The organism is Agarivorans sp. B2Z047 (assembly GCF_023373605.1).
GTDB lineage: Bacteria > Pseudomonadota > Gammaproteobacteria > Enterobacterales > Celerinatantimonadaceae > Agarivorans > Agarivorans albus.
The window spans coordinates 3,018,421-3,038,799 of record NZ_CP088080.1; the positions used below are offsets into that span (position 1 = coordinate 3,018,421).

At 42.3% G+C, this 20,379-nt stretch carries 20 protein-coding genes; 3 read left to right on the top strand and 17 right to left on the bottom strand.

Annotated features, from left to right (window positions below; all coding sequences use genetic code 11):
• Positions 1 to 10: 10 nt before the first annotated feature.
• Positions 11 to 1,438 carry a 16S rRNA (cytosine(1407)-C(5))-methyltransferase RsmF gene (gene rsmF / locus LQZ07_RS13925; RefSeq protein ID WP_152784720.1) on the top strand — a complete coding sequence of 476 codons (1,428 nt, stop codon included), beginning with the start codon at positions 11 to 13 and terminating at the stop codon, positions 1,436 to 1,438.
• A 110-nt stretch (positions 1,439 to 1,548) separates the two neighbouring features.
• On the opposite strand, the gene LQZ07_RS13930 is transcribed toward rsmF, so the two are convergent.
• The 13 genes from LQZ07_RS13930 to yceD all read right to left on the bottom strand — a co-directional run bounded on the left by LQZ07_RS13930 (position 1,549) and on the right by yceD (position 11,892).
• Entirely contained in the window at positions 1,549 to 2,328 is a 780-nt protein-coding gene (locus LQZ07_RS13930) for a TatD family hydrolase (protein ID WP_249483151.1), read from the bottom strand.
• A 5-nt stretch (positions 2,329 to 2,333) separates the two neighbouring features.
• Complete coding sequence (locus LQZ07_RS13935; RefSeq protein WP_152784718.1) at positions 2,334 to 3,257, bottom strand: hypothetical protein; 924 nt, start codon at positions 3,255 to 3,257, stop codon at positions 2,334 to 2,336.
• Between the two features lie 11 nt (positions 3,258 to 3,268).
• Positions 3,269 to 3,898: a dTMP kinase gene (gene tmk, locus LQZ07_RS13940; RefSeq protein ID WP_152784716.1), complete on the bottom strand. Its 630-nt coding sequence runs from the start codon at positions 3,896 to 3,898 to the stop codon at positions 3,269 to 3,271.
• Between the two features lie 5 nt (positions 3,899 to 3,903).
• Positions 3,904 to 4,899 (bottom strand): endolytic transglycosylase MltG, encoded by a 996-nt coding sequence (gene mltG / locus LQZ07_RS13945; RefSeq protein WP_152784714.1) that lies wholly within the window; start codon positions 4,897 to 4,899, stop codon positions 3,904 to 3,906.
• Positions 4,889 to 5,680 carry an aminodeoxychorismate lyase gene (gene pabC / locus LQZ07_RS13950; protein ID WP_194164190.1) on the bottom strand — a complete coding sequence of 264 codons (792 nt, stop codon included), beginning with the start codon at positions 5,678 to 5,680 and terminating at the stop codon, positions 4,889 to 4,891. The genes mltG and pabC overlap by 11 nt, the downstream gene beginning before the upstream one ends.
• Before the next feature lie 73 nt (positions 5,681 to 5,753).
• Positions 5,754 to 6,998 carry a beta-ketoacyl-ACP synthase II gene (fabF, locus tag LQZ07_RS13955; RefSeq protein WP_249483154.1) on the bottom strand — a complete coding sequence of 415 codons (1,245 nt, stop codon included), beginning with the start codon at positions 6,996 to 6,998 and terminating at the stop codon, positions 5,754 to 5,756.
• Between the two features lie 75 nt (positions 6,999 to 7,073).
• On the bottom strand, positions 7,074 to 7,310 hold the full coding sequence (acpP, locus tag LQZ07_RS13960) for an acyl carrier protein (protein ID WP_016403339.1): 237 nt from the start codon (positions 7,308 to 7,310) through the stop codon (positions 7,074 to 7,076).
• A 165-nt stretch (positions 7,311 to 7,475) separates the two neighbouring features.
• Positions 7,476 to 8,210, bottom strand: coding sequence for a 3-oxoacyl-ACP reductase FabG (gene fabG, locus LQZ07_RS13965; protein ID WP_152784708.1), 735 nt, complete (start codon positions 8,208 to 8,210; stop codon positions 7,476 to 7,478).
• Positions 8,211 to 8,223: 13 nt separating this feature from the next.
• The gene (gene fabD, locus LQZ07_RS13970; protein WP_016403341.1) at positions 8,224 to 9,156 is read right to left on the bottom strand and encodes an ACP S-malonyltransferase; all 933 of its coding nucleotides are present in this window, start codon (positions 9,154 to 9,156) and stop codon (positions 8,224 to 8,226) included.
• Positions 9,157 to 9,171: 15 nt separating this feature from the next.
• Complete coding sequence (locus tag LQZ07_RS13975) at positions 9,172 to 10,131, bottom strand: beta-ketoacyl-ACP synthase III (RefSeq protein ID WP_016403342.1); 960 nt, start codon at positions 10,129 to 10,131, stop codon at positions 9,172 to 9,174.
• Between the two features lie 7 nt (positions 10,132 to 10,138).
• A complete protein-coding gene (gene plsX, locus LQZ07_RS13980; protein ID WP_152784706.1) occupies positions 10,139 to 11,164 on the bottom strand; it encodes a phosphate acyltransferase PlsX in 1,026 nt (341 codons plus the stop codon).
• Between the two features lie 11 nt (positions 11,165 to 11,175).
• On the bottom strand, positions 11,176 to 11,349 hold the full coding sequence (rpmF, locus tag LQZ07_RS13985) for a 50S ribosomal protein L32 (RefSeq protein WP_016403344.1): 174 nt from the start codon (positions 11,347 to 11,349) through the stop codon (positions 11,176 to 11,178).
• A 12-nt stretch (positions 11,350 to 11,361) separates the two neighbouring features.
• Positions 11,362 to 11,892, bottom strand: a complete 531-nt coding sequence (gene yceD, locus LQZ07_RS13990) for a 23S rRNA accumulation protein YceD (RefSeq protein ID WP_016403345.1) — start codon at positions 11,890 to 11,892, stop codon at positions 11,362 to 11,364.
• A 130-nt stretch (positions 11,893 to 12,022) separates the two neighbouring features.
• Here yceD and LQZ07_RS13995 point away from each other — a divergent pair, with 130 nt between their 5' ends.
• A complete protein-coding gene (locus LQZ07_RS13995; RefSeq protein WP_152784704.1) occupies positions 12,023 to 12,607 on the top strand; it encodes a nucleoside triphosphate pyrophosphatase in 585 nt (194 codons plus the stop codon).
• A 41-nt stretch (positions 12,608 to 12,648) separates the two neighbouring features.
• Here the strand turns inward: LQZ07_RS13995 and rluC are convergent, their stop codons facing one another.
• Positions 12,649 to 13,599 carry a 23S rRNA pseudouridine(955/2504/2580) synthase RluC gene (rluC, locus tag LQZ07_RS14000; RefSeq protein WP_152784702.1) on the bottom strand — a complete coding sequence of 317 codons (951 nt, stop codon included), beginning with the start codon at positions 13,597 to 13,599 and terminating at the stop codon, positions 12,649 to 12,651.
• Positions 13,600 to 14,012: 413 nt separating this feature from the next.
• On the opposite strand from rluC, the gene rne reads away from it, so the two are divergent.
• Positions 14,013 to 16,952: a ribonuclease E gene (gene rne, locus LQZ07_RS14005; protein WP_152784700.1), complete on the top strand. Its 2,940-nt coding sequence runs from the start codon at positions 14,013 to 14,015 to the stop codon at positions 16,950 to 16,952.
• A gap of 74 nt (positions 16,953 to 17,026) precedes the next feature.
• On the opposite strand, the gene LQZ07_RS14010 is transcribed toward rne, so the two are convergent.
• The 3 genes from LQZ07_RS14010 to udk all read right to left on the bottom strand — a co-directional run bounded on the left by LQZ07_RS14010 (position 17,027) and on the right by udk (position 20,182).
• Complete coding sequence (locus LQZ07_RS14010; protein WP_249483158.1) at positions 17,027 to 17,500, bottom strand: low molecular weight protein-tyrosine-phosphatase; 474 nt, start codon at positions 17,498 to 17,500, stop codon at positions 17,027 to 17,029.
• A gap of 43 nt (positions 17,501 to 17,543) precedes the next feature.
• Positions 17,544 to 19,412: an AsmA family protein gene (locus LQZ07_RS14015; protein ID WP_152784698.1), complete on the bottom strand. Its 1,869-nt coding sequence runs from the start codon at positions 19,410 to 19,412 to the stop codon at positions 17,544 to 17,546.
• 122 nt (positions 19,413 to 19,534) lie between these two features.
• The gene (udk, locus tag LQZ07_RS14020) at positions 19,535 to 20,182 is read right to left on the bottom strand and encodes a uridine kinase (protein ID WP_152784696.1); all 648 of its coding nucleotides are present in this window, start codon (positions 20,180 to 20,182) and stop codon (positions 19,535 to 19,537) included.
• Positions 20,183 to 20,379 lie beyond the last annotated feature (197 nt).

Genomic DNA, 20,379 nt, shown 5'->3' on the forward strand with positions numbered 1-20,379 from the left:
AATCTGCATTTTGACCAAACCAATAAATTTTCCAGCTAAATTCATAGAGCGCATTGAGGAAGATCTTCCAAGCGACTTGAGTTTAGCTGGTTTCAAAGCTGTTTGTCAGCAGCCGATGCGCAGAAGCATCAGAGTAAATACACTTAAAATAAGCCTAGAGGCATTTTTAAGCTTAGCCAAAACCAATCAATGGCAACTTGAGCCCATACCTTGGTGCGAGACTGGCTTTTGGATTACCCGCGAAGATGAGAGCTTATCACTTGGTAATACCGCAGAACACCAAGCTGGTTTGTTCTACATTCAAGAAGCAAGTTCTATGCTGCCGGTAAGCGCCCTATTTCACTGCTTTCAAGCCGAAGAAGACTGTTTGTTGCTAGACGCAGCTTCCGCTCCGGGGTCAAAAACAACACAAATGGCAGCCATGCTTCAAGGTAAAGGAGCAATCGTAGCCAATGAGTTCTCTGCTAGTCGAGTTAAAGTGCTTAGTGCCAATTTGTTACGTTGTGGTGTAACTAATGCGGCCGTAACACACTTCAGTGCTGAAATTTTTGGTACTTGGATGAGCGAGCAGTTTGACGCTATTTTGCTAGATGCCCCCTGCTCTGGTGAAGGTACCTTACGCAAAGATCCTCAAGCTCTAGATAATTGGAGTGAACAGCATGTCTACGAAATTTCTCAGCTGCAAAGCACGTTACTAGAAAGCGCGCTACAAGCCCTAAAGCCTAATGGAGTATTGATTTACTCAACGTGCACCTTAAATCAACAAGAAAACCAGCAAGTGATTAGTCGTATTGCTACCCAATACCCCGATAGCTTTTCTACCATTAATCTCGAGCAACTTTTTGAGCACAGCCACAAAGCTATAACTAAAGAAGGCTATTTACACGTTTGGCCACAATACTATGATAGCGAGGGTTTCTTCGTAGCTGCACTGCGCAAAAACGCTGCAACCATCGATACACCAGCAATCAACAAACGAATAAAACCGTTTGCTTATCAAACTGCGACGAAAAAGCAGCAAGCATCAATTGCGCAGCATTTTAAATCTCAGTTTGGAATGACGCTCCCTAGCGACTACAGCATATTTACCAAAGCTAATGATTACTGGTTACTTCCAAACAGCTTTTTGCGTGTAAAAGATGAAATGCGATTTGAACGAGTTGGCCTCAAGTTAGCCGAAGAGTTTAAACATGGATTTAGAACAAGCCACGATGCAATTACTGCTCTTGGACACTTAGTTGCAAAAAACTGTATTGAACTAGAGCCCGAACAAGCCCATCACTTTTATCAAGGCAAAGATATTGTCTATCCAAATAACAACAAAGGCGAAGTGGCTCTAAGCTACCAAGGTTATGTTATTGGTTTAGGTAAATGGGTAAGAAACAAGATTAAGAACTCCTACCCTAGAGAGTTAGTGAAAGACAAGGGGCTTGGCTGAGCTTGCAAAGCACGCAACTCGGTCTACACTTAACAGACTATTAGCGCAAGGCTCTAACACAGAGCCATTCCCCTACGCTCCGCTCAGGGACTAGAGTGGAGCCGTTTTTTTCAAGGCTTTGCCAAACTAAACAAATCAAAAAAGTTTTGGGTAGTTTGTTCTGCAACTTCCTCTAAACTAATGCCTTTTATTTTTGCTAAACACTCAGCTACCTGCCGTGTATAAGCAGGTTGGTTTTCTTCTCCCCTAAACGGGATCGGCGCTAAGTATGGGCTATCTGTTTCAACCAAGATCCTATCTAAGGGAATTTGTTTAAAGGTTTGCTGCAACTCTTTTGCCGAGTTAAAGCTAATGATCCCTGAAGCAGATATATAAAAGCCCATTTCAATGGCGGCCTCTGCCATCTCTAAACTTTCAGTAAAGCAATGAAGTACCCCTTTACATTGCTCCGCCTTATGCTCCGACAGTAAACGCAAAGTATCTTCTCGTGCATCTCGGGTATGAATAATCAATGGTTTGTTATGCTTAACAGCTAACTTTATCTGCTCAATAAAGACTCTCTGCTGTAGCTCTTTATGTTCTTTCGCATAAAAATAATCCAAACCTGTTTCACCCACGGCAACTACTTTAGGGTGAGCCAAATAAACCTCCATTTTTTCAAGGTCAAACTCTTGGTCTTGAACATAAAGTGGATGCATACCACAAGAGGCAAACACTTGATCAAAGTGTTGCACTTTCTCCATCATGCTCGGAAACTTCTCAGGAGATATAGCCACAGCAAGGCAATAATCTACACCAGCATCTTTGGCTTTAGCTAAAGCATCCGCTACGTTTACATGCTTACCTTGATAATCAAGTCTGTCTAAATGGCAATGTGAATCTACTAACACGCGCGTTAATCCTTAAATCGTGTAAACAGCGGGTAAAGCTGTTGGCCAACATTTAGGCCCGGATATTCTTCTATCTGTTTGAGCAAATCGAGCCAGTCTTGATAGGCCAATTCAATAGTTTTGTCTTTAGTACTAACAACAGCAAACTGGGGAAAGTCATCTCTATTAGCCAGCCCTTTAGCTAAACTAAAGGATAAGGTTAAGCAATGACCTAGCCATTGTAAGTACAATGGCTGCTTGTGAACTAAATCAGCCAGTTTATTAGTTTTAGCTTGCACCATTAATTGATATTGATGAATAAACTGTTCTAGCTGAGTAAACTGCTGCTCGCGATAAAACTCTTTGATTTGTAAGGGAGAACCGTTACAGAATCGATAAATTAGAGCAAAGTTTTCGTCTACCCTAAGCTTTTGTTTTACCAACCATTGCTTCACCCAGTTTTGCTCTGGTGTCGCGATATTTAAAACTTGGCATCGACTCATTATTGTTGGCATCGCTTTAAACGGCAAATGGTTAACCAGGATAAAGTGAGTATCTGCCACAGGTTCTTCTAAGGTTTTTAACAAAGCATTGTTTGATGCCGTATTTAGCGCGCCGATATCGCTTATAATCGCCACTTTTGAAGAACCAAAACTACTAGTCTGGTTTGCCCACAAACTTAAAGCACGAATATCATCTACTTTAGGCTTTTCTTGTTCTAGCAAAAACAAACTGCCATGGGCGCCAGAGTCTATTAGCTGGCAACTATGGCACTGATTACAAGCTTGATGTTTTTGTTCGCTACATAAAATAGTTTTAGCAACAAACTTTGCTAGCTGCAGCTTACCTAAACCTTTTTCTCCACGAAGCAGCAGGCTTTGCGGAAAGCTATCTTCACTTAATTGATGTGATAATTGTTTCCATGCCTTACTTAACCAAGGAGAGCTCATCGTAAATACCGTTACAGTGTATTTAGGTAATTATTTAATGCAGCCTGAATATCACTAGCTACTTTGTCTATGCTTTGGCTTGCATCGACTTTCACGATATTGTCATTAGCCTCTGCTTGCGCAAGATAAACCGCTCTACTTCTTTCAAAAAAGCTTAAAGCTTGCTGCTCTATTCTGTCTAACTCGCCGCGTTCACGTGCTCTGCTTAAGCCTAAACCAGGTTCAATATCCAAGTATAAGGTTAAATCAGGCTCGAAACTTCCAATAGCAATCTGTTTAATCGCTTGTAGTTTATCTACGCCTAACTCTCTGCCACCACCTTGGTAAGCTTGTGAGCTTAAATCGTGGCGGTCACCTACCACCCATTTACCTTTACTTAAAGCGGGTTTAATACGTGTTTCCACCAGTTGAGCGCGGGCCGCATACATTAGTAACAACTCAGTGCTATCGGAAACCTGCTCACCATCAACACCTTGTTTTACTATCGTTCGTAAAGACTCGGCAATTGGCGTACCTCCAGGCTCTCGAGTATTTATGTACTCTATACCTTGTTGCTCTAACAAAGTTTGGATCGCGGCAACTGCGGTACTTTTTCCTGCACCCTCTAAGCCTTCAATAACTACAAATTTTCCACGCGTCATAATAACTATTTCTTAAGTATGTATTTTCTAACTGCGCGATTATGCTCAGCTAAGTTTTTAGAAAAGTAATGTTCACCACCACCCTTAGCGACAAAATAATAATAATTAGATTGCTCGGGGTTTAGCGCAGCGATAATGGCATCTTCACTAGCCATAGCGATGGGTGTTGGCGGAAGAGCTCGAATAACATAAGTATTGTAAGGCGTAGCTTCGCGTAAATCTTTACGGCGAATATTTCCGTCATACCGCTCTCCCATACCGTAAATTACAGTAGGGTCAGTTTGCAGGCGCATCCCCTTATTAAGGCGATTTACAAATACCGAAGCGATCCGAGGCCGTTCAAACTTAGCACCGGTTTCTTTTTCGATAATTGATGCGAGAATTAGTGCTTCATAAGGTGTTTTGAGTGGAACAGCTTGATTACGTTTATCCCATTGTTCGGCAACTACTTTATCTAATGCTAGCTTGGCGCGCTTGATGATGCTTTCTGCAGGCGTATTGTGAACAAAAAAGTAAGTTTCTGGTAATAACAGCCCTTCTAGCTTACTTTGTTCAATTTCAAGCAATTCAATTAACTCTTGTTCATTCTTAGTGCTAGGTTTAATCCCGTCAGTTTGGTTGAGCTTTTCCCAAAACTGGGCAAAGGTCTCACCTTCAATTAGGCTAACTTTAAACTGAACGACTTTTCCGCTCGCTAATATTTGGCTTAGCTGGGCATAACTAAGCTGCTCATCTAACTGATATAAGCCCTTTTTAATTTGACTGTGGTGAGGATGAAGTTTGAACCAAACTCGCAACCACCATGCATCTTGGTCTGCATTAGCAAATACCTGGTTGGCAACACGATAAATGTTAGTTCCCGAGCCTACCGACACCTGTTGAACCTCGGTTGCACGCGGCAGTTGCCATTGTTCAACTAAGTAATTATCAAACCACTTATATGAAAGGAAACCAGCAATTAAACAAAAAACAATAAAACCAAGTATTACTTTACGAAGCATTTTTCACCAAATTTTGGAACCAACGACAAACAGGAAAGCGCTCGTAATTGCGCTCATTAAAAGTATTAACTGGGGCAAACTGCAATACTGAGTTACTGACAAATATTTCATCAGCAGCGACTACATCTTCAATTTTAAACTTACCCAATTGGATCTGATAAGGAGAATGCTTCACGTTGTCTAGCAAAAACTGGCGTTGTACACCGGCAACCCCAGCACTATCTAGATCACTTGTATAAATCACTTTATCCTTAACCCAGAACAAGTTAGACGCAACCCCCTCAACCACCTGATCAAAAATATCACAACAAACTAAGTCGACAACCCCAGTTGAGTCTGCTTCTCTTTTTAGTAACACTTGTTCTAAGCGATTTAAGGTTTTAATTGATGAAAATGCACTACCACTTGCCAAGCGTTGCTTGGCAATCCCAATTGATATTCCACTATCTCTAAAGTTTATGTAGCTTTGCGGGAACTCAGAAATAGACATAAATACGCTTGGTTTAACACATTCTGGCAAGCCGTAGCCACGGCCACCCTCTCCGCGAGTAATGGTGACTTTTAGTACGGCATTGTTCGCTTTAGAAGCGTGCTTATCGGCATCTTTTTTGATAGTAACGAAATCAAGAGAAGGAAAGCCAAGCTGCAGTTGAGCGCGTTTTAAACGTTTTAGATGGTAATCCCAAAGCGTCAACTTTCCAGACTGCACCAGTATGGTTGTGAAAAAACCATCGCCGTAGTTTAAGCCTCGATCAAGCGTTGATAAATTAGCGTCTAGCAAACTCAACAATCCTAGATATAAAAAAGCCTGATGATAACATCAGGCTTCAATTAGCTATAGCGCAATACGCAGATTAGGCATCAATTTTCTTGAATACCAGAGATCCGTTAGTACCACCAAAACCAAATGAATTCGACAATGCGTAATCAATTTTAGTTTCACGGGCTTTGCCAACTACATAATCTAAATCACAACCTTCACTTGGGTTTTCCAAGTTAATGGTTGGAGGAGCAATTTGGTCGCGAATAGCCAAAATAGACACAATCGCTTCAACGGCGCCAGCTGCACCTAAAAGGTGACCAGTCATAGATTTTGTTGAGCTAACCAATACTTCTTTAGCATGTTCGCCAAATACAGACTTAACCGCTTGAGTCTCGGCAACGTCACCTGCTGGTGTTGAAGTGCCGTGAGCATTGATGTAGTCAATTTCTGAAGCATCGATACCTGCATCTTTAATAGCAGCAGCCATAGAACGAGCAGCACCATCACCGTCGGCTGGAGGCGACGTCATGTGGTATGCATCACCACTCATACCAAATCCAACCAGCTCGGCGTAAATTTTGGCACCACGCGCTTTAGCCGCTTCGTACTCTTCTAGTACAACAACACCTGCACCATCGCCCAATACAAAACCATCACGGTCTTGATCCCAAGGTCGGCTAGCTTTTGTTGGGTCATCGTTACGAGTAGATAGTGCTTTTGCAGCGCCAAAACCACCCATACCTAAATGCGTAGAGGCTTTTTCAGCACCGCCAGCTAACATTACACTAGCGTCACCATAGGCAATCATACGTGCTGCAAGGCCAATGGCGTGAGCACCAGTAGTACAGGCTGTAGTAACAGCGATGTTAGGGCCTTTTAGACCTTTCATTATTGAAAGGTGGCCAGCGACCATGTTGATAATGGTTGATGGCACAAAAAACGGACTGATTTTACGTGGTCCATTTTTTAAATAATTTTCGTGATTCTGTTCAATTAAGCCAAGACCACCAATGCCTGAGCCAATTGACACCCCAATGCTATCTGCATTTTCCTCGGTAACATCAATACCAGCATCATCAAAAGCCATTAGGCCAGCTGCAATTCCGTATTGAATAAACGCATCCATTTTGCGCGCGTCTTTTTTACTCATGAACTCTTCTACATTGAAGTCTTTAACCAAACCGGCAAAACGGGTTGGGAAAGCTTCGGTATCAAAGTGTTCGATAGGGCCAATGCCACTTTGACCAGCTTTAAGGGCTTGCCAAGTTAATTCAGCGGTATTACCTACTGGTGATAGTGCACCAATACCAGTAACAACGACTCTACGCTTAGTCACTGAAATGCCTCCAAGGGGGGATTTACTTATCTTAGGGGGATGCAAAATGGGCGACTGATGCCGCCCACTTTTTCATTAATCTTGATTATTTAGAACGTAATCAATTGCAGCTTGAACAGTAGTGATTTTCTCAGCTTCTTCATCAGGGATTTCAGTATCGAATTCTTCTTCTAAAGCCATAACCAATTCAACTGTATCCAAAGAGTCAGCACCTAAATCGTCAACGAATGAAGCTTCGTTTTTAACTTCGTCTTCGCTTACACCTAGTTGCTCGATGATGATTTTTTTAACACGTTCTTCAATTGCACTCATGACAATATTTTTCCTTAGTAAATACGCTTCTGCGTTGTTGCGATAGTGTATTCAAACCGAATTACTTTGCAAGTCTAACCGTAGTGGTCTAACCACGTTTTTCGTAGTTATTTTTATAAAAAACTTGCGATCTATCAATTTTTTGCACATTTTTTAAACCGCTGCTTAAACCATGTACATCCCGCCATTAACGTGAATAGTTTCACCAGTAATATAGGCAGCATCGTCGCTTGCTAAAAAAGCAACCGTTTTGGCGATTTCTTCAGCATCACCTAAACGCGCCATAGGCACCTGCGACAAGATAGCACCACGCTGATTATCGTCAAGTGCTCGCGTCATATCTGTTTCAATAAAACCAGGAGCAATCGCATTAACTGTGATCCCACGAGAAGCAACTTCGCGCGCCAATGAACGAGTAAAACCTAATACGCCTGCTTTGGCAGCAGAATAGTTAGCTTGTCCTGCGTTGCCCATGGTGCCAACAACAGAACCAATACTAATAATACGACCATTGCGCTTTTTCATCATTGCACGCAATACAGCTTTGCTTAAACGGAAAACAGACGTTAAGTTGGTATTGATAATATCTTCCCACTCGTCGTCTTTCATACGCATTAATAAGTTGTCGCGGGTAATACCGGCATTGTTCACAAGAATATCGATATCTCCATATTTAGCTTTGATATCAGCAAACAACTGAGCAATAGAATCGCTAGACGTTACGTCTAAGGCTAAACCAGTACCATTTTCGCCTAAATAAGCAGCAATGGCTTCGGCGCCCTTCTCTGAAGTAGCAGTTCCAATAACGGTGGCGCCGCGAGCAACTAAAGTTTCAGCAGTTGCACGACCAATACCACGACTTGCGCCAGTGACTAAGGCAACCTTACCTTGTAGAGACATTGAAAATTCCTCGTTACTTATTATCTAAAGCAGTTTTTATAGAAGTTGTATCATTAATTGCTGCTGCAACTAATGGCTTATGGATCCGCTTAACTAAGCCACTAAGTACTTTACCCGGGCCGCACTCATAAACAGTTTCGATACCGCGAGTGGCCATTGCTTCAACGGTTTCAGTCCAACGTACTGGGCTATATAGCTGCTTAATTAGTGCAAGCTTAATTGCTTTAGCATCTCGTTCAATTGCTACGTCTACGTTATTAATAACATCGAATTTTGGCTCAGAAAAAGAGATACCCTCAATGTACCCCGCCAGTTCATCAGCCGCAGGCTGCATCAAAGCACAGTGAGAAGGCACACTTACCGGCAATGGCAAGGCTCGCTTAGCACCTGCTTCTTTACACAATACGTTAGCTCGGTCTACAGCTTCTTTATGGCCCGCGATAACCACTTGACCAGGTGAGTTAAAGTTAACTGCTGTTACTACTTGGTCTTGGGCGGCTTTCTCACAAGCGTCAATAATTTCTTGATTGCCTAAGCCAATGATTGCAGACATTGCCCCCACTCCGGCCGGTACGGCTTTTTGCATTAACTGGCCGCGATATTCTACTAACTTAAGCGCATCAGCAAACTCTAACACTCCAGCACAAGTTAACGCTGAGTACTCGCCTAAACTGTGTCCTGCTAATACTGCGGGCGCGCTGCCCCCTAGCTCGTTCCATAAACGCCATAGAGCCACAGAGGCGGTTAATAATGCGGGTTGAGTACGGCTGGTTTCGTTTAACTCTTCAGCTGGGCCGTTGGCAACTAAACCTGCCAAATCATAACCTAGCACTTCAGAGGCTTGTTTAAAGGTATCAGCAACTACCGGATACTCACTAATAAGCTCGGCTAACATGCCAACGCTTTGTGAGCCTTGTCCTGGAAAAACAAATGCTAATTTACTCATCATCTATCCTAATAATTAAAATCTAACTAGGGCACTGCCCCACGCAAAACCACCACCAAATGCTTCTAGTAATACTAGCTGGCCTCGTTGAATACGCCCATCTGTTACTGCTTCGTCTAAAGCAATGGGGACGGAGGCAGCCGAAGTATTGCCATGCCTGTCTAAAGTAAGCACTACTTTATCAAGTGGCATAGCGAGTTTTTTGGCTGTAGCTTTAATAATTCTGAAATTAGCTTGGTGTGGCACTAACCAATCTAATTCTGTTTTTTCAATACCGTTTGCAGCTAAGGTTTCTGTGACAATTTCACTTAAACGGGTTACCGCTACTTTAAATACCTCATTTCCACTCATCGTCATGTAAGACTCCATTTCGGTGCCCGACATTCCACGTTGTGGATGAGGTAGTTTTAGCAAATCGCCATAACGGCCATCTGCATGAATATGGGTAGACAAAATGCCTGGTTCTTCGCTTGCGCCTAATAGAACGGCTCCGGCACCATCACCAAACAAAATAATGGTAGAGCGGTCGTCTGGATCGCACATATGTGAAAGCTTATCAGCGCCAATGACTAGTGCTTTTTTAACCAAGCCACTCTTTATATATTGGTCGGCAACACTTAAAGCATAGGTAAAGCCAGCGCAGGCCGCCGCAATATCAAAAGCGGGCACACCAGGGAGCTCTAACTTTGCTTGAACCTCACACGCAGCGGCAGGAAATGCATTCTCGCTTGAGGTGGTTGCTAGAATAATTAGGCCAATATCGTTTTTGTCGATATCTGCTCTTTTAATCGCTAACTCAGCCGCAAATGCGCCCATATCAGCAACAGACTCGTTATTACCTGCAATACGGCGTTCTTTGATACCGGTACGATCAGTAATCCATTGATCACTGGTTTCTACCATTTGCTCAAGATCTGAGTTAGTTCTTACATTTGTTGGCAGATAACTACCTGTAGATAATATTTTTGAGTACATAAAAGACTTAATGCTTATCAATTAATAAAGATTCAAGTTTGTCGGTAATACGACCTGGCACTTGCTGTTGTATCTCTGCGACGGCTTGGTGAATAGCTTGCAAAAATGCTTTTTCATCGGCATGTCCATGACTCTTAATTACAATGCCGCGCAATCCTAACAGACTCGCGCCATTATACTGGTCGGGGTTCAGTTGTTTTAGTTGAGATTTAAGACTCGGCAAAAACAGTTTGAGAATAAATCTAGCAAACCAGTTTACATCAAACTGTTTCTTTAGTTTTGCAAGTATAAGCTGGGAAACCCCTTCAGCAGTTTTGAGAGCAATATTGCCTACAAAACCATCACATACTATTACGTCAGCTTTACCACTAAATATCTGATTCCCCTCAACAAAGCCAATGTAATTAATCGCGCTTGAGTTTTCAAGAAGTTGCGCTGTTTGTTTTACAACGTCATTGCCCTTTATTTGTTCTTCACCAATATTCAACAATGCAACACGTGGTTTAGATAAGCCCCACACGCTTTCGGCTAAAGACGCTCCCATTACCGCAAACTGCATTAATACCTCTGAATCACAACTAGAGTTAGCGCCTAAATCTAGCAACAAACTACCCTGGCCGTTTTCTTCAGGTAAATGAGTCACTAACGCTGGGCGTTCTATACCAGGCAAAAGTTTTAGTACAACTTTGGCCATGGCCATTAAGGCACCGGTATTTCCTGCACTAACACAGGCATCAGCTTGCTGTTGGTGAACAAGATCTAGGGCTAAACGCATTGATGATTGTTTACGAGAACGTAAAGCGGTAATCGGTTTGTCGTTGGCAGAGACAACTTGGCTTGAATGTACAAACTCTAAGCGCGGATGCTGAGAAATTTGATGCTCTATTAACAGGGAGTTAATAAAGTGCTTGTCGCCAATTAAGGTAACATGCAAATGAGGGTAATAGTTAAGTGCCTGCGCAACGGCAGGCACTGTAACATGGGGGCCAACATCGCCCCCCATTGCATCAACTGCAATAGTAAGTTTTTGCAAAATGCAAAAATTTACTTGTTGATAACCTTGTTACCGCGGTAGTAACCGTCAGCAGTAACATGGTGACGACGGTGAAGCTCACCTGAAGTAGCGTCAGTTGTTAATGCAACATTGTTTTCGATAGCATCGTGTGAACGACGCATGCCACGTCTTGAACGTGTAACTTTACTTTTCTGAACAGCCATTGACCCAGTCTCCTAGTCTTTCTTTTTTAAACTTTGTAACACTGCAAACGGATTTGGTTTAGATTCTTCCTCTACAACGTCGATTTCACCAAATACTTGTTCGTTTTGCTGAACCTTACAATCCTCTAAAGAATGTTTAGGTATGATTGGCAACGCTAATAACAATTCGTCTTCAATCAACTCAGCTACTAAAAAGTAGTTGTCTTCATTTAGTTGCAGTGGTTCGTAATCTTCTGGTAACTCTTCCACTTGCGATTCATCGCAGACTGGCGAGTAAGTAAACTCAACATTAATAGCATAACTAAAAGTTTCACTACAACGTTGGCACTCTAACTCCACCTCAGTTAACGCTTTGCCTTGAACGACAACTAAACCTTGCGGATCAGTTCCAAAGCGCAACCAGACGTCTACATCACTATTCACTTTCAAGGTTGCATCGCTAAAACGAGGCAATCGTTTGATCTCGAGGAAGCCCTCATAATCTAACTTTCGCTTAGCCGTCTTAAACGGGTCAATCTCTACTGGTAATTTCACTTTTTGCATAAGGCGCGCATAATATAGTTACACTCAGTGATAGTCAAAACAATTTGTGCTTTTTTCCTGCCTTTAAAGCATCGCTATCGCTAAAGATTGCGTTTAAAATCAGCAGACTGTTAATTTTGGTTAAAAAACGATGAAAAATCGACTAATTCTTGCCTCTAGCTCTGCCTACAGAAAACAACTATTAGAAAAAGTTTGCCCAACATTTGATTGCTTCAATCCAGATATCGATGAATCACCAAAACCTAAAGAAACGCCAGAGTTGTTGGTATTACGTTTAGCCGAACAAAAAGCACTTGCAGGAAAAACGCAGTTTCCTAAAAATCTGATTATAGGTTCTGATCAGGTTTGCTGCATAAACGGAGAAATAGTTGGGAAACCCGGCAACCATCAAAATGCTGTTAAACAACTTAAAGCAGCTAGCGGACAAGCCATTACCTTTTATACAGGGCTCGCGCTATATAATAGTGAAACGCAACAGATGCAGAGTTTAATAGACACCTTCGAAGTTGGCTTTAGAGAGCTCTCCGACAGCCTCATTGAACGTTACCTGCAAATCGAACAACCCTACAACTGTGCTGGAAGCTTCAAAAGTGAAGGCTCTGGCATTGTGTTATTCAAGCACTTAAAAGGTGACGACCCGAACAGTTTGATTGGCCTTCCATTAATAAAACTATGCGGCTTATTAGAAAGCCAAGATTTTGAGCTATTAAGTTAGTAAAGATAAAAGGAGCTAAGCTCCTTTTATGTCAAACCCTACTACAGAGGATCAAGCTGATCACAAAAGCGTTGAAGACTTTCTTCTAACGGCGCGGTTAAATGCATCTCTTTTTGCGTAGCCGGGTGTTCAAAACGAATTTGCCATGCATGTAAAAACAAACGATTCAAACCTTTCGCTTCGGTAGCTGCCAAAAGTTCTTTATCTGTGTATTTGTCGTCACCAGCAATGCTATGACCTTCGTAAAGGCTGTGCACACGAATCTGATGCGTTCTACCAGTCACCGGACTGGCTTTCATCAGAGTCATGTCAGCGTATCTTCGTTCTATTCGATAACGAGTAAGCGAGGGTTTACCTTCTGCTTGATCAACAATCACCATTCTTTCACCTGACGACACAGCATTTTTACGTAATGGCGCGTCAACCGACCTAACCGATTTTGGCCATTGGCCATGCACTAAAGTTAGATAGTCTTTTTGAACAACCTTCTCTCGCAGCTGTCGATGCATGTCACGCAATGCACTGCGCTTTTTAGCAACAACCAATAATCCGGAGGTATCTCGGTCTATTCGGTGAACCAATTCTAGATAACGACAATCTTGACGTAACGAGCGCAGGGCTTCAATCACTCCAAAACTTAAACCACTGCCACCATGCACTGCCATCCCAGAAGGTTTATTCAGAACTAACAAGCAGTCGTCTTCATAAACTATTTGCTGTTCCAGTTGAACAACCTGATTGAGCTTGTTAGACGGCAAACCGGTTTCTTCCGAAACTCTAATTGGCGGAATTCTTACTACATCATCAGCCTGAACTTTGTATTCAGGTTTAACTCGCTTTTTGTTAACCCTAACCTCCCCTTTGCGCAAAATGCGATAAATACGACTTTTAGGTACCCCTTTTAGCCGTTTTAGTAGGAAGTTATCTATTCTTTGTCCAGCCTCGTCGTCACTAACCGTGACCATCTGAACTGCTTTATTTTCGGTATTCATAGCAAAAATTGTAACATGCTCATAAATAATTTGATGGAAAAATATAGCTTTGCTATATTTGTAAGGCTTAAAGTGCCCGTTTTTAAAGGTTTTCCTTATTTGGCACCGTATTCGAAGCCCATTAATTTGTAAATTTTGGTGCTATCGAAACTAAGAATTTTCATAGCAACCTGATAGGCAATCACAATTATTTGCCTTAAATCAAAGCTATATAGAATAGATTGTAAAGTTCGGCAAGCACAGTTTGCGGGACTCATATTTATACAAGCGCCAAAATGCGCCCTAAGGACTAGAGAAGCTAACCGCGAGGTTACCTAGACGCTCTGACAATAAACACAGGGTCTGGCCATTTAAGGCAGGTTAATTGCTGCCCATGAGGTTGTTTAAATCAAACAAACCCCAAGGCAACATAAATGAAAAGAATGTTAATTAATGCAATGCAGCTAGAAGAAATGCGCGTTGCATTGGTCGATGGCCAAAGGCTATACGATCTAGACATAGAAAGTCCTGGTCACGAACAGAAAAAAGCAAATATATACAAAGGCAAAATTACTCGCGTAGAGCCTAGTTTAGAAGCTGCATTTGTTGACTACGGCGCAGAGCGTCATGGCTTCCTTCCAATGAAGGAAATCGCTCGCGAATACTTCCCAGAAGGCTACGTCTATCAAGGACGTCCAAGCATCAAAGAAGTCGTTAAAGAAGGCCAAGAAGTCATCGTTCAGATCGATAAAGAAGAACGTGGCAACAAAGGCGCTGCACTAACTACTTTCATCAGCTTAGCCGGTAGTTATTTAGTATTAATGCCAAACAACCCTCGTGCAGGCGGTATTTCTCGTCGTATCGAAGGCGATGAACGCACACAGCTTAAAGAAGCGATGAATGGTCTAGAATTGCCTAACGGCATGGGGCTAATCGTTCGTACAGCTGGCGTGGGTAAATCGGCAGAAGAGCTTCAGTGGGACTTAAAAGTACTACTTAATCACTGGGGTGCAATTACCGATGCCGCAGAGTCTAAGCCAGCACCTTTCCTTATCCACCAAGAAAGCAACGTAATTGTTCGTGCAATTCGTGATTATTTACGTCGCGATGTTGGCGAGATCCTCATCGATAATAAAACTATCTATGAGCAAGCTAAAAAGCACATCGAACTGGTTCGTCCTGACTTCGTAAACCGTGTAAAACGTTACGAAGGCGAAGTGCCTATGTTCAACCACTACCAAATTGAATCGCAAATTGAATCTGCTTTCCAACGCGAAGTTCGTCTTCCATCGGGTGGTTCAATTGTTATCGATCCAACCGAAGCCTTAACCTCAATTGATATTAACTCGGCTCGCGCAACTAAGGGCGGAGACATTGAAGAAACTGCGCTTCAAACCAACCTAGAAGCATCAGACGAGATTGCTCGTCAACTTCGCTTGCGTGACTTAGGTGGTCTAGTAGTTATCGACTTCATCGATATGACGCCAGTTAAAAACCAGCGCGAAGTGGAAAACCGCTTCCGTGAAGCCGTTCGTCAAGATCGCGCTCGCGTTCAAGTAGGTCGCATTTCTCGCTTCGGCCTACTAGAAATGTCTCGTCAACGTTTACGTCCCTCATTAGGTGAATCGAGCACTCATATTTGTCCACGTTGTAATGGACAAGGTACTATTCGTGATAACGAGTCTCTAGCATTGTCTATCCTTCGTTTATTCGAAGAAGAAGCGCTAAAAGAAAATACCTCTGAAGTTCATGCTCAAGTTCCTGTGCCGGTAGCAGCTTACTTGCTTAACGAAAAGCGTGTAGCAATCAACAAGCTTGAGAAACGCCATACCGTTCGATTAGTGATCATTCCTAACCAACATATGGAAACACCTCACTACGACGTTACTCGTATTAGAAATGGTGAAGAGACTCAAGAGACTAGCTATCAGCTTACTGCTGAAAACCCATCTCCTGTTTATCAACCTAACCAAGTGGCTAAAGAAAAAATTGAAGCTGAGCAGCCAGTGTTGCAGGGCTTTAGTGCTCCTGCTGCGCCTAGCGCCCCAGCCAAAGCCGCTAAGCCTGTTAAGAGTGCTGCAGAGCCATCTTTAATCGCACGTATTGTTGCATTCTTTAGTGCAATGTTTGCTAGCGAAGAAAAGCCAGCACCAAAGAAACAAACACGCAGCAAGAACAATCAGCGTGATAAGCGTAATAATCGTCGCAATAATCAACGTAATGACAAACGCAACGACAAGCGCCAAGAACGCCCGGAGCGAAAAGAACGCAGTGATCGCAACGAAGGTTCTAATAGCAACCGCCGCCGCAAGGATCAGCGTAACAAACCAGCTAGAGATAAAGTTGAAAATGAGACTACTCAAAAAGCTAAGTCTCAAACCAAGCAACATGCTCCAAAAGAACAGCAAGTTAAAGAGCGTAGAGAACGTCGTAACTTGCGTAAGAAAGTAAGAGTAAAAGCTGAAAAAACCAACGAAGCAGTTGCAGAGCAAACTGCTGAACAGCCTGTTGCTGAAAAGCCTGTATCTAAAAAAGCTGAAGTAGCTTCTCCAAAAACTGAAGCTCCAGTGGCTAAAACGAGCGATAACTCGGAAACACCAAAGCCTAAACGTCGTCGTCGCTCATCGAGCAGCGCAGGCCGTAAACGCTTTAATGACTTGCCAAAAGCAGAGACTAACGCTCAAGAAGCGGCTATCGATTCTCGCTATCCAGAAGCAGAAGTGAAAGCTGAAGCTCCTTTAGTTGAAACTAAAGCTGAAGCTCCTGTTGCTGAAACTAAAGCTGAAGCTCCTGTTGCTGAAACTAAAGCTGAAGCTCCTGTTGCTGAAACTAAAGTAGAAGCGCCTGTTGCTGAAACTAAAGTAGAAGCGCCTGTTACTGAAACTAAAGTAGAAGCGCCTGTTGCTGAAACTAAAGCAGAAGCACCTGCAGTTGAAACTAAAGCTGAAGCTCCTGCAGTTGAAACTAAAGCAGAAGCACCTGCAGTTGAAACTAAAGCTGAAGCTCCTGTAGTTGAAACTAAAGCTGAAGCACCAGCAGTTGAAACTAAAGCTGAAGCTCCTGTAGTTGAAACTAAAGCTGAAGCAGCTGTAGTTGAAGCAAAAACGGAAGACATTAAGCTTGATGCGGTTAAAGCCGAAGTTAAACCTAAACGCAGTAATCGCGGTAAGCTAAAACCTAGCAAAGTTGAAGGTAAAGGTAACGCTTCAGCTGCTATGGCAAAACCAGCGCCTGTTGCTGCAACGCCTAGCCAGCCAGAAGAAGTAGTTAAAAAACCTTACGTACGTAAGCCCGTAACAGTTGGGTCACGACGTGTTCAATCTACTAGTTCTGGTACATCTGCGCAGAGCCCTATGAGCAAGCCAGAATTGTAGGTTGCAAATAAGTTGTACAAAAAAGGCCAGCAAATTGCTGGCCTTTTTATTTACTTAGGAATGACTAAACAAACCTAAGCTTTCACCCTTTCCACAATGCCATCACTTGCTTGCTCTATCATTGCTAAAACTTGCTTAAAGCCCTGCACACTGCCGTAATAGGGATCGGGCACTTCTTCCAGCTCTACCCCGCCAAAAGGTAAAATCAAGGCCAATTTATGCGCATATTGCTCAGGACAATGCTTATGTAAATAGCTTAGGTTTTTCTTATCGGATGCCAAAATCAAATCAAACTTAGCAAAGTCTTTATCTAATACTTTGCGTGAGCGAATACCTTTAAAACTGTAGCCCTTTTCTTCAGCAATTCTTACTGCACGAGGGTCAGGTTTATCACCTTTGTGATAATCCGTAGTGCCTGCTGAGTCAACTTTGATTTTCAGTTTTTGTTGTTTAAATTTGGCTCGCAGTACGGCTTCTGCAGTGGTTGAACGACAAATATTCCCCATACAAATAACCAGCACCGATTTAACACCGACAAGTTTTTTCACATATATCCCTTATAAAAAAGGCACCTAAAGTGCCTTTTACCATTTAGTTGAAGAAGCCGCCTAGGCTATCCAGCAGCTTCTTACTATCTTCATTGTCGCCCAAGGCTTTTTTAAGTTCCTTGTTAACCGCTTCTTTAGCTTGACCTTCAAACAATTTTTTCATGTCTAAATTAACTTTTGGCTCAGTCCAGCTACCCTTTACGTTAATCGGAATATCCAAGCCAGCTAAGTCATTTTTAGAACCTTGCCCTTCTAGGCTAGCAACCACTTTGGTAATAAAAGTGAAATCCAAGCTTTCATTAATCAGGTGAGTTTGACCAGTACCGTCAATGCGTAACAAAGGCGAAGACATTTGCATCTTATTTACCTTAGCTAAGGATTTACCTAAGGTTGAGTTTATCACCAACTCACTAAAATCTGTTTTTTGCTCTTGCTGCGCTTGCTGCTTATCACCGCCTTTAATAGTAGCCTTAGCGGAGCGAATCATCTGCGGAATGTTAACCCCATAGATAGCCCCATCGGTAAACGTAGCGTTTACTGGACCAGATATCTTCTTTTTAATTGCAGTAGGCGTTAAACCAGTGCCTTTAAGATCAAGATCCACATTTAGCCCGCCTGCAACAAAATCAAAGTCAACAGCGTCACTTAACAAGGGCCTCGCTTGAACCCCATTTAATCTAGCAGTCATCGAGTAACTAGCCACTGGCTTTTGGCCGTTAATCACCGCGTTACTCTCTAAGCGTCCATCGTACAAGTTTGCGCTTAACTCTTTTAAACGTAGAATTCCGTCTTTAATCTGAACTTGTTGTTTGATGTCCTCTATGTGGAGCTTCTGATGTTGTAATTTGTCTATTGTAAGAGTGCCGTCTAAATTGAGCGTTTTCAAAACGGTTAAATCAGGCTCTTGTTCTTGGCCAGGCGCTTCACTTGACGAATTTGCATCATCAGTTGTATTGCTACTTGCAGACGACTCACTAATAAAGTTGGAGGTATCGAGTAATGGAATATTTAAATCAAATTTGATACTAGGTATGTTATTTAGTACTACGCTGCTGGTACCTACTAATTGCGTTTTGCCATCAATATCTACTGCCAGTTTAGAAAGCTTTGCTGTTTTGCTTGCTACTGTGTAAGACAGCGCTAAATCAGTTTGAACATTCATTGCACCATTTGGAATAGCGCTGCCTTGTAAGTTCAAGCCGTTGCTAACATCGCTTAAGGCAATTCGGCTAAAGTCTTCGGCTATGAATAGCAAACCTGTTGCCTGTTGCTCTACCAACATTTCGCCATCATCAAACTTTAATGAAAGGCTAAAACCGTTATCTTCACCTAGTTCTAAACCGTCTAAAGTAAAGTTAACAGGGCCTAACTTTTGAGTTTTGTTTTGCGCTAAATCGATGAGTTCAACATTAGCATCAACAATTTCGATACCAGCTAATCGAACGTTCCACCCGGCAGCCGATGCGCCAGACGACTCTTCAGTACTTTTAGGTTCGCTTGAAGCAGGTTCGGCTTCTTTAGACTGGGTTAAGTCGTCAAGACTGGTTGTTCCATCTGCTTTAGTTTGATGGCGTAAAGTTAAACCTCGAACTGAGATATCCCCCACTTCAATGCTTTTACTAAACAAAGGCATCAAGGCCACTGACATTTCTGCTCCTGTGATACTAACAGTATCCCCTTCACCAAACTCAGGGTTGTCACGCAGGCGCAAGCTACCAAGTTCAAAGCCAATACTGGGGAAAAAGCGCCATGCTAAATCCCCATCAATCACTAATTCTCGTCCGGTTGATTCTTTGGTTTTCTCTACCAAAAGCGCTTTAATATCGTCGGTATTTACCATTGATACTGCGACGACAACACCGACAACCAATAAAACAATCAGGGCTGCGACAACATAGAGCAACTTTTTCATAATCTTCCCTATTTACAAAGCTGTTGAGTAAGTATGTGCTTAATTATTAATGATAAATTATAAATTAAAACTTATATTTTTATTAGTTAACTAGTCTGTTTTGGCAGTGTTTAGTTAATCCGCTAATTAGAGGCCAACAAGTCACGAATTTTAGCGTTAATAATATCGATAGCGATTCGATTTTTACCGCCTCTTGGAACAATCACATCAGCGTATTGCTTAGAGGGTTCTACAAATTGGAGAAACATAGGCCGAACGGTATTGTGATATTGAAACAACACTGAATCCAAAGTTCTGCCGCGTTCTTTTACATCCCTTTGGATTCTTCTTGCTAAACAAATATCTAAAGGTGTGTCTACAAAGATGCTGATATCCAACTGCTCACGAATTGCAGGATCGGTGAATAACAAAATCCCCTCTAATACGATGATTTTTGTAGGTGCTACCGTCTTGGTTTCTGCCATACGGTTATTAACTTTATAACTGTATTGGGGCTGTTCAATGGACTCACCGCTTTTAAGCTGCTTTAAATGCGCAACCAATAAATCATGATCCATAGACTTAGGATGGTCATAGTTAGTTTGCTTGCGCTGCTCAGGCGTTATATGGCTTTGGTCTTTGTAGTAACTATCTTCATTAATTACTGCAATGCAGCTATCACCTAGTTCGGTGCGAATATCGTTAACAATGGTTTGAGAAAATAAACTTTTACCAGAAGCCGACGCCCCAGAGATCCCAATTACTACGATATTATGATCTTGATTTTGCATAGAAATAACCTAGTTCTTTTGCCGCAATTATAGGTGCAATATACCCATTAGTCATTATGCGAATGGCGCCTAACATTATTTTTCAACTTAATTACCTATAAGTTATTCAGGCAAGCGTTAGGATACTAGGCATCACCTGCCGCTTAAGGTAATATTGGCACCCTTGAATTACCCGTTAATTGACTGAGCTAACAGTA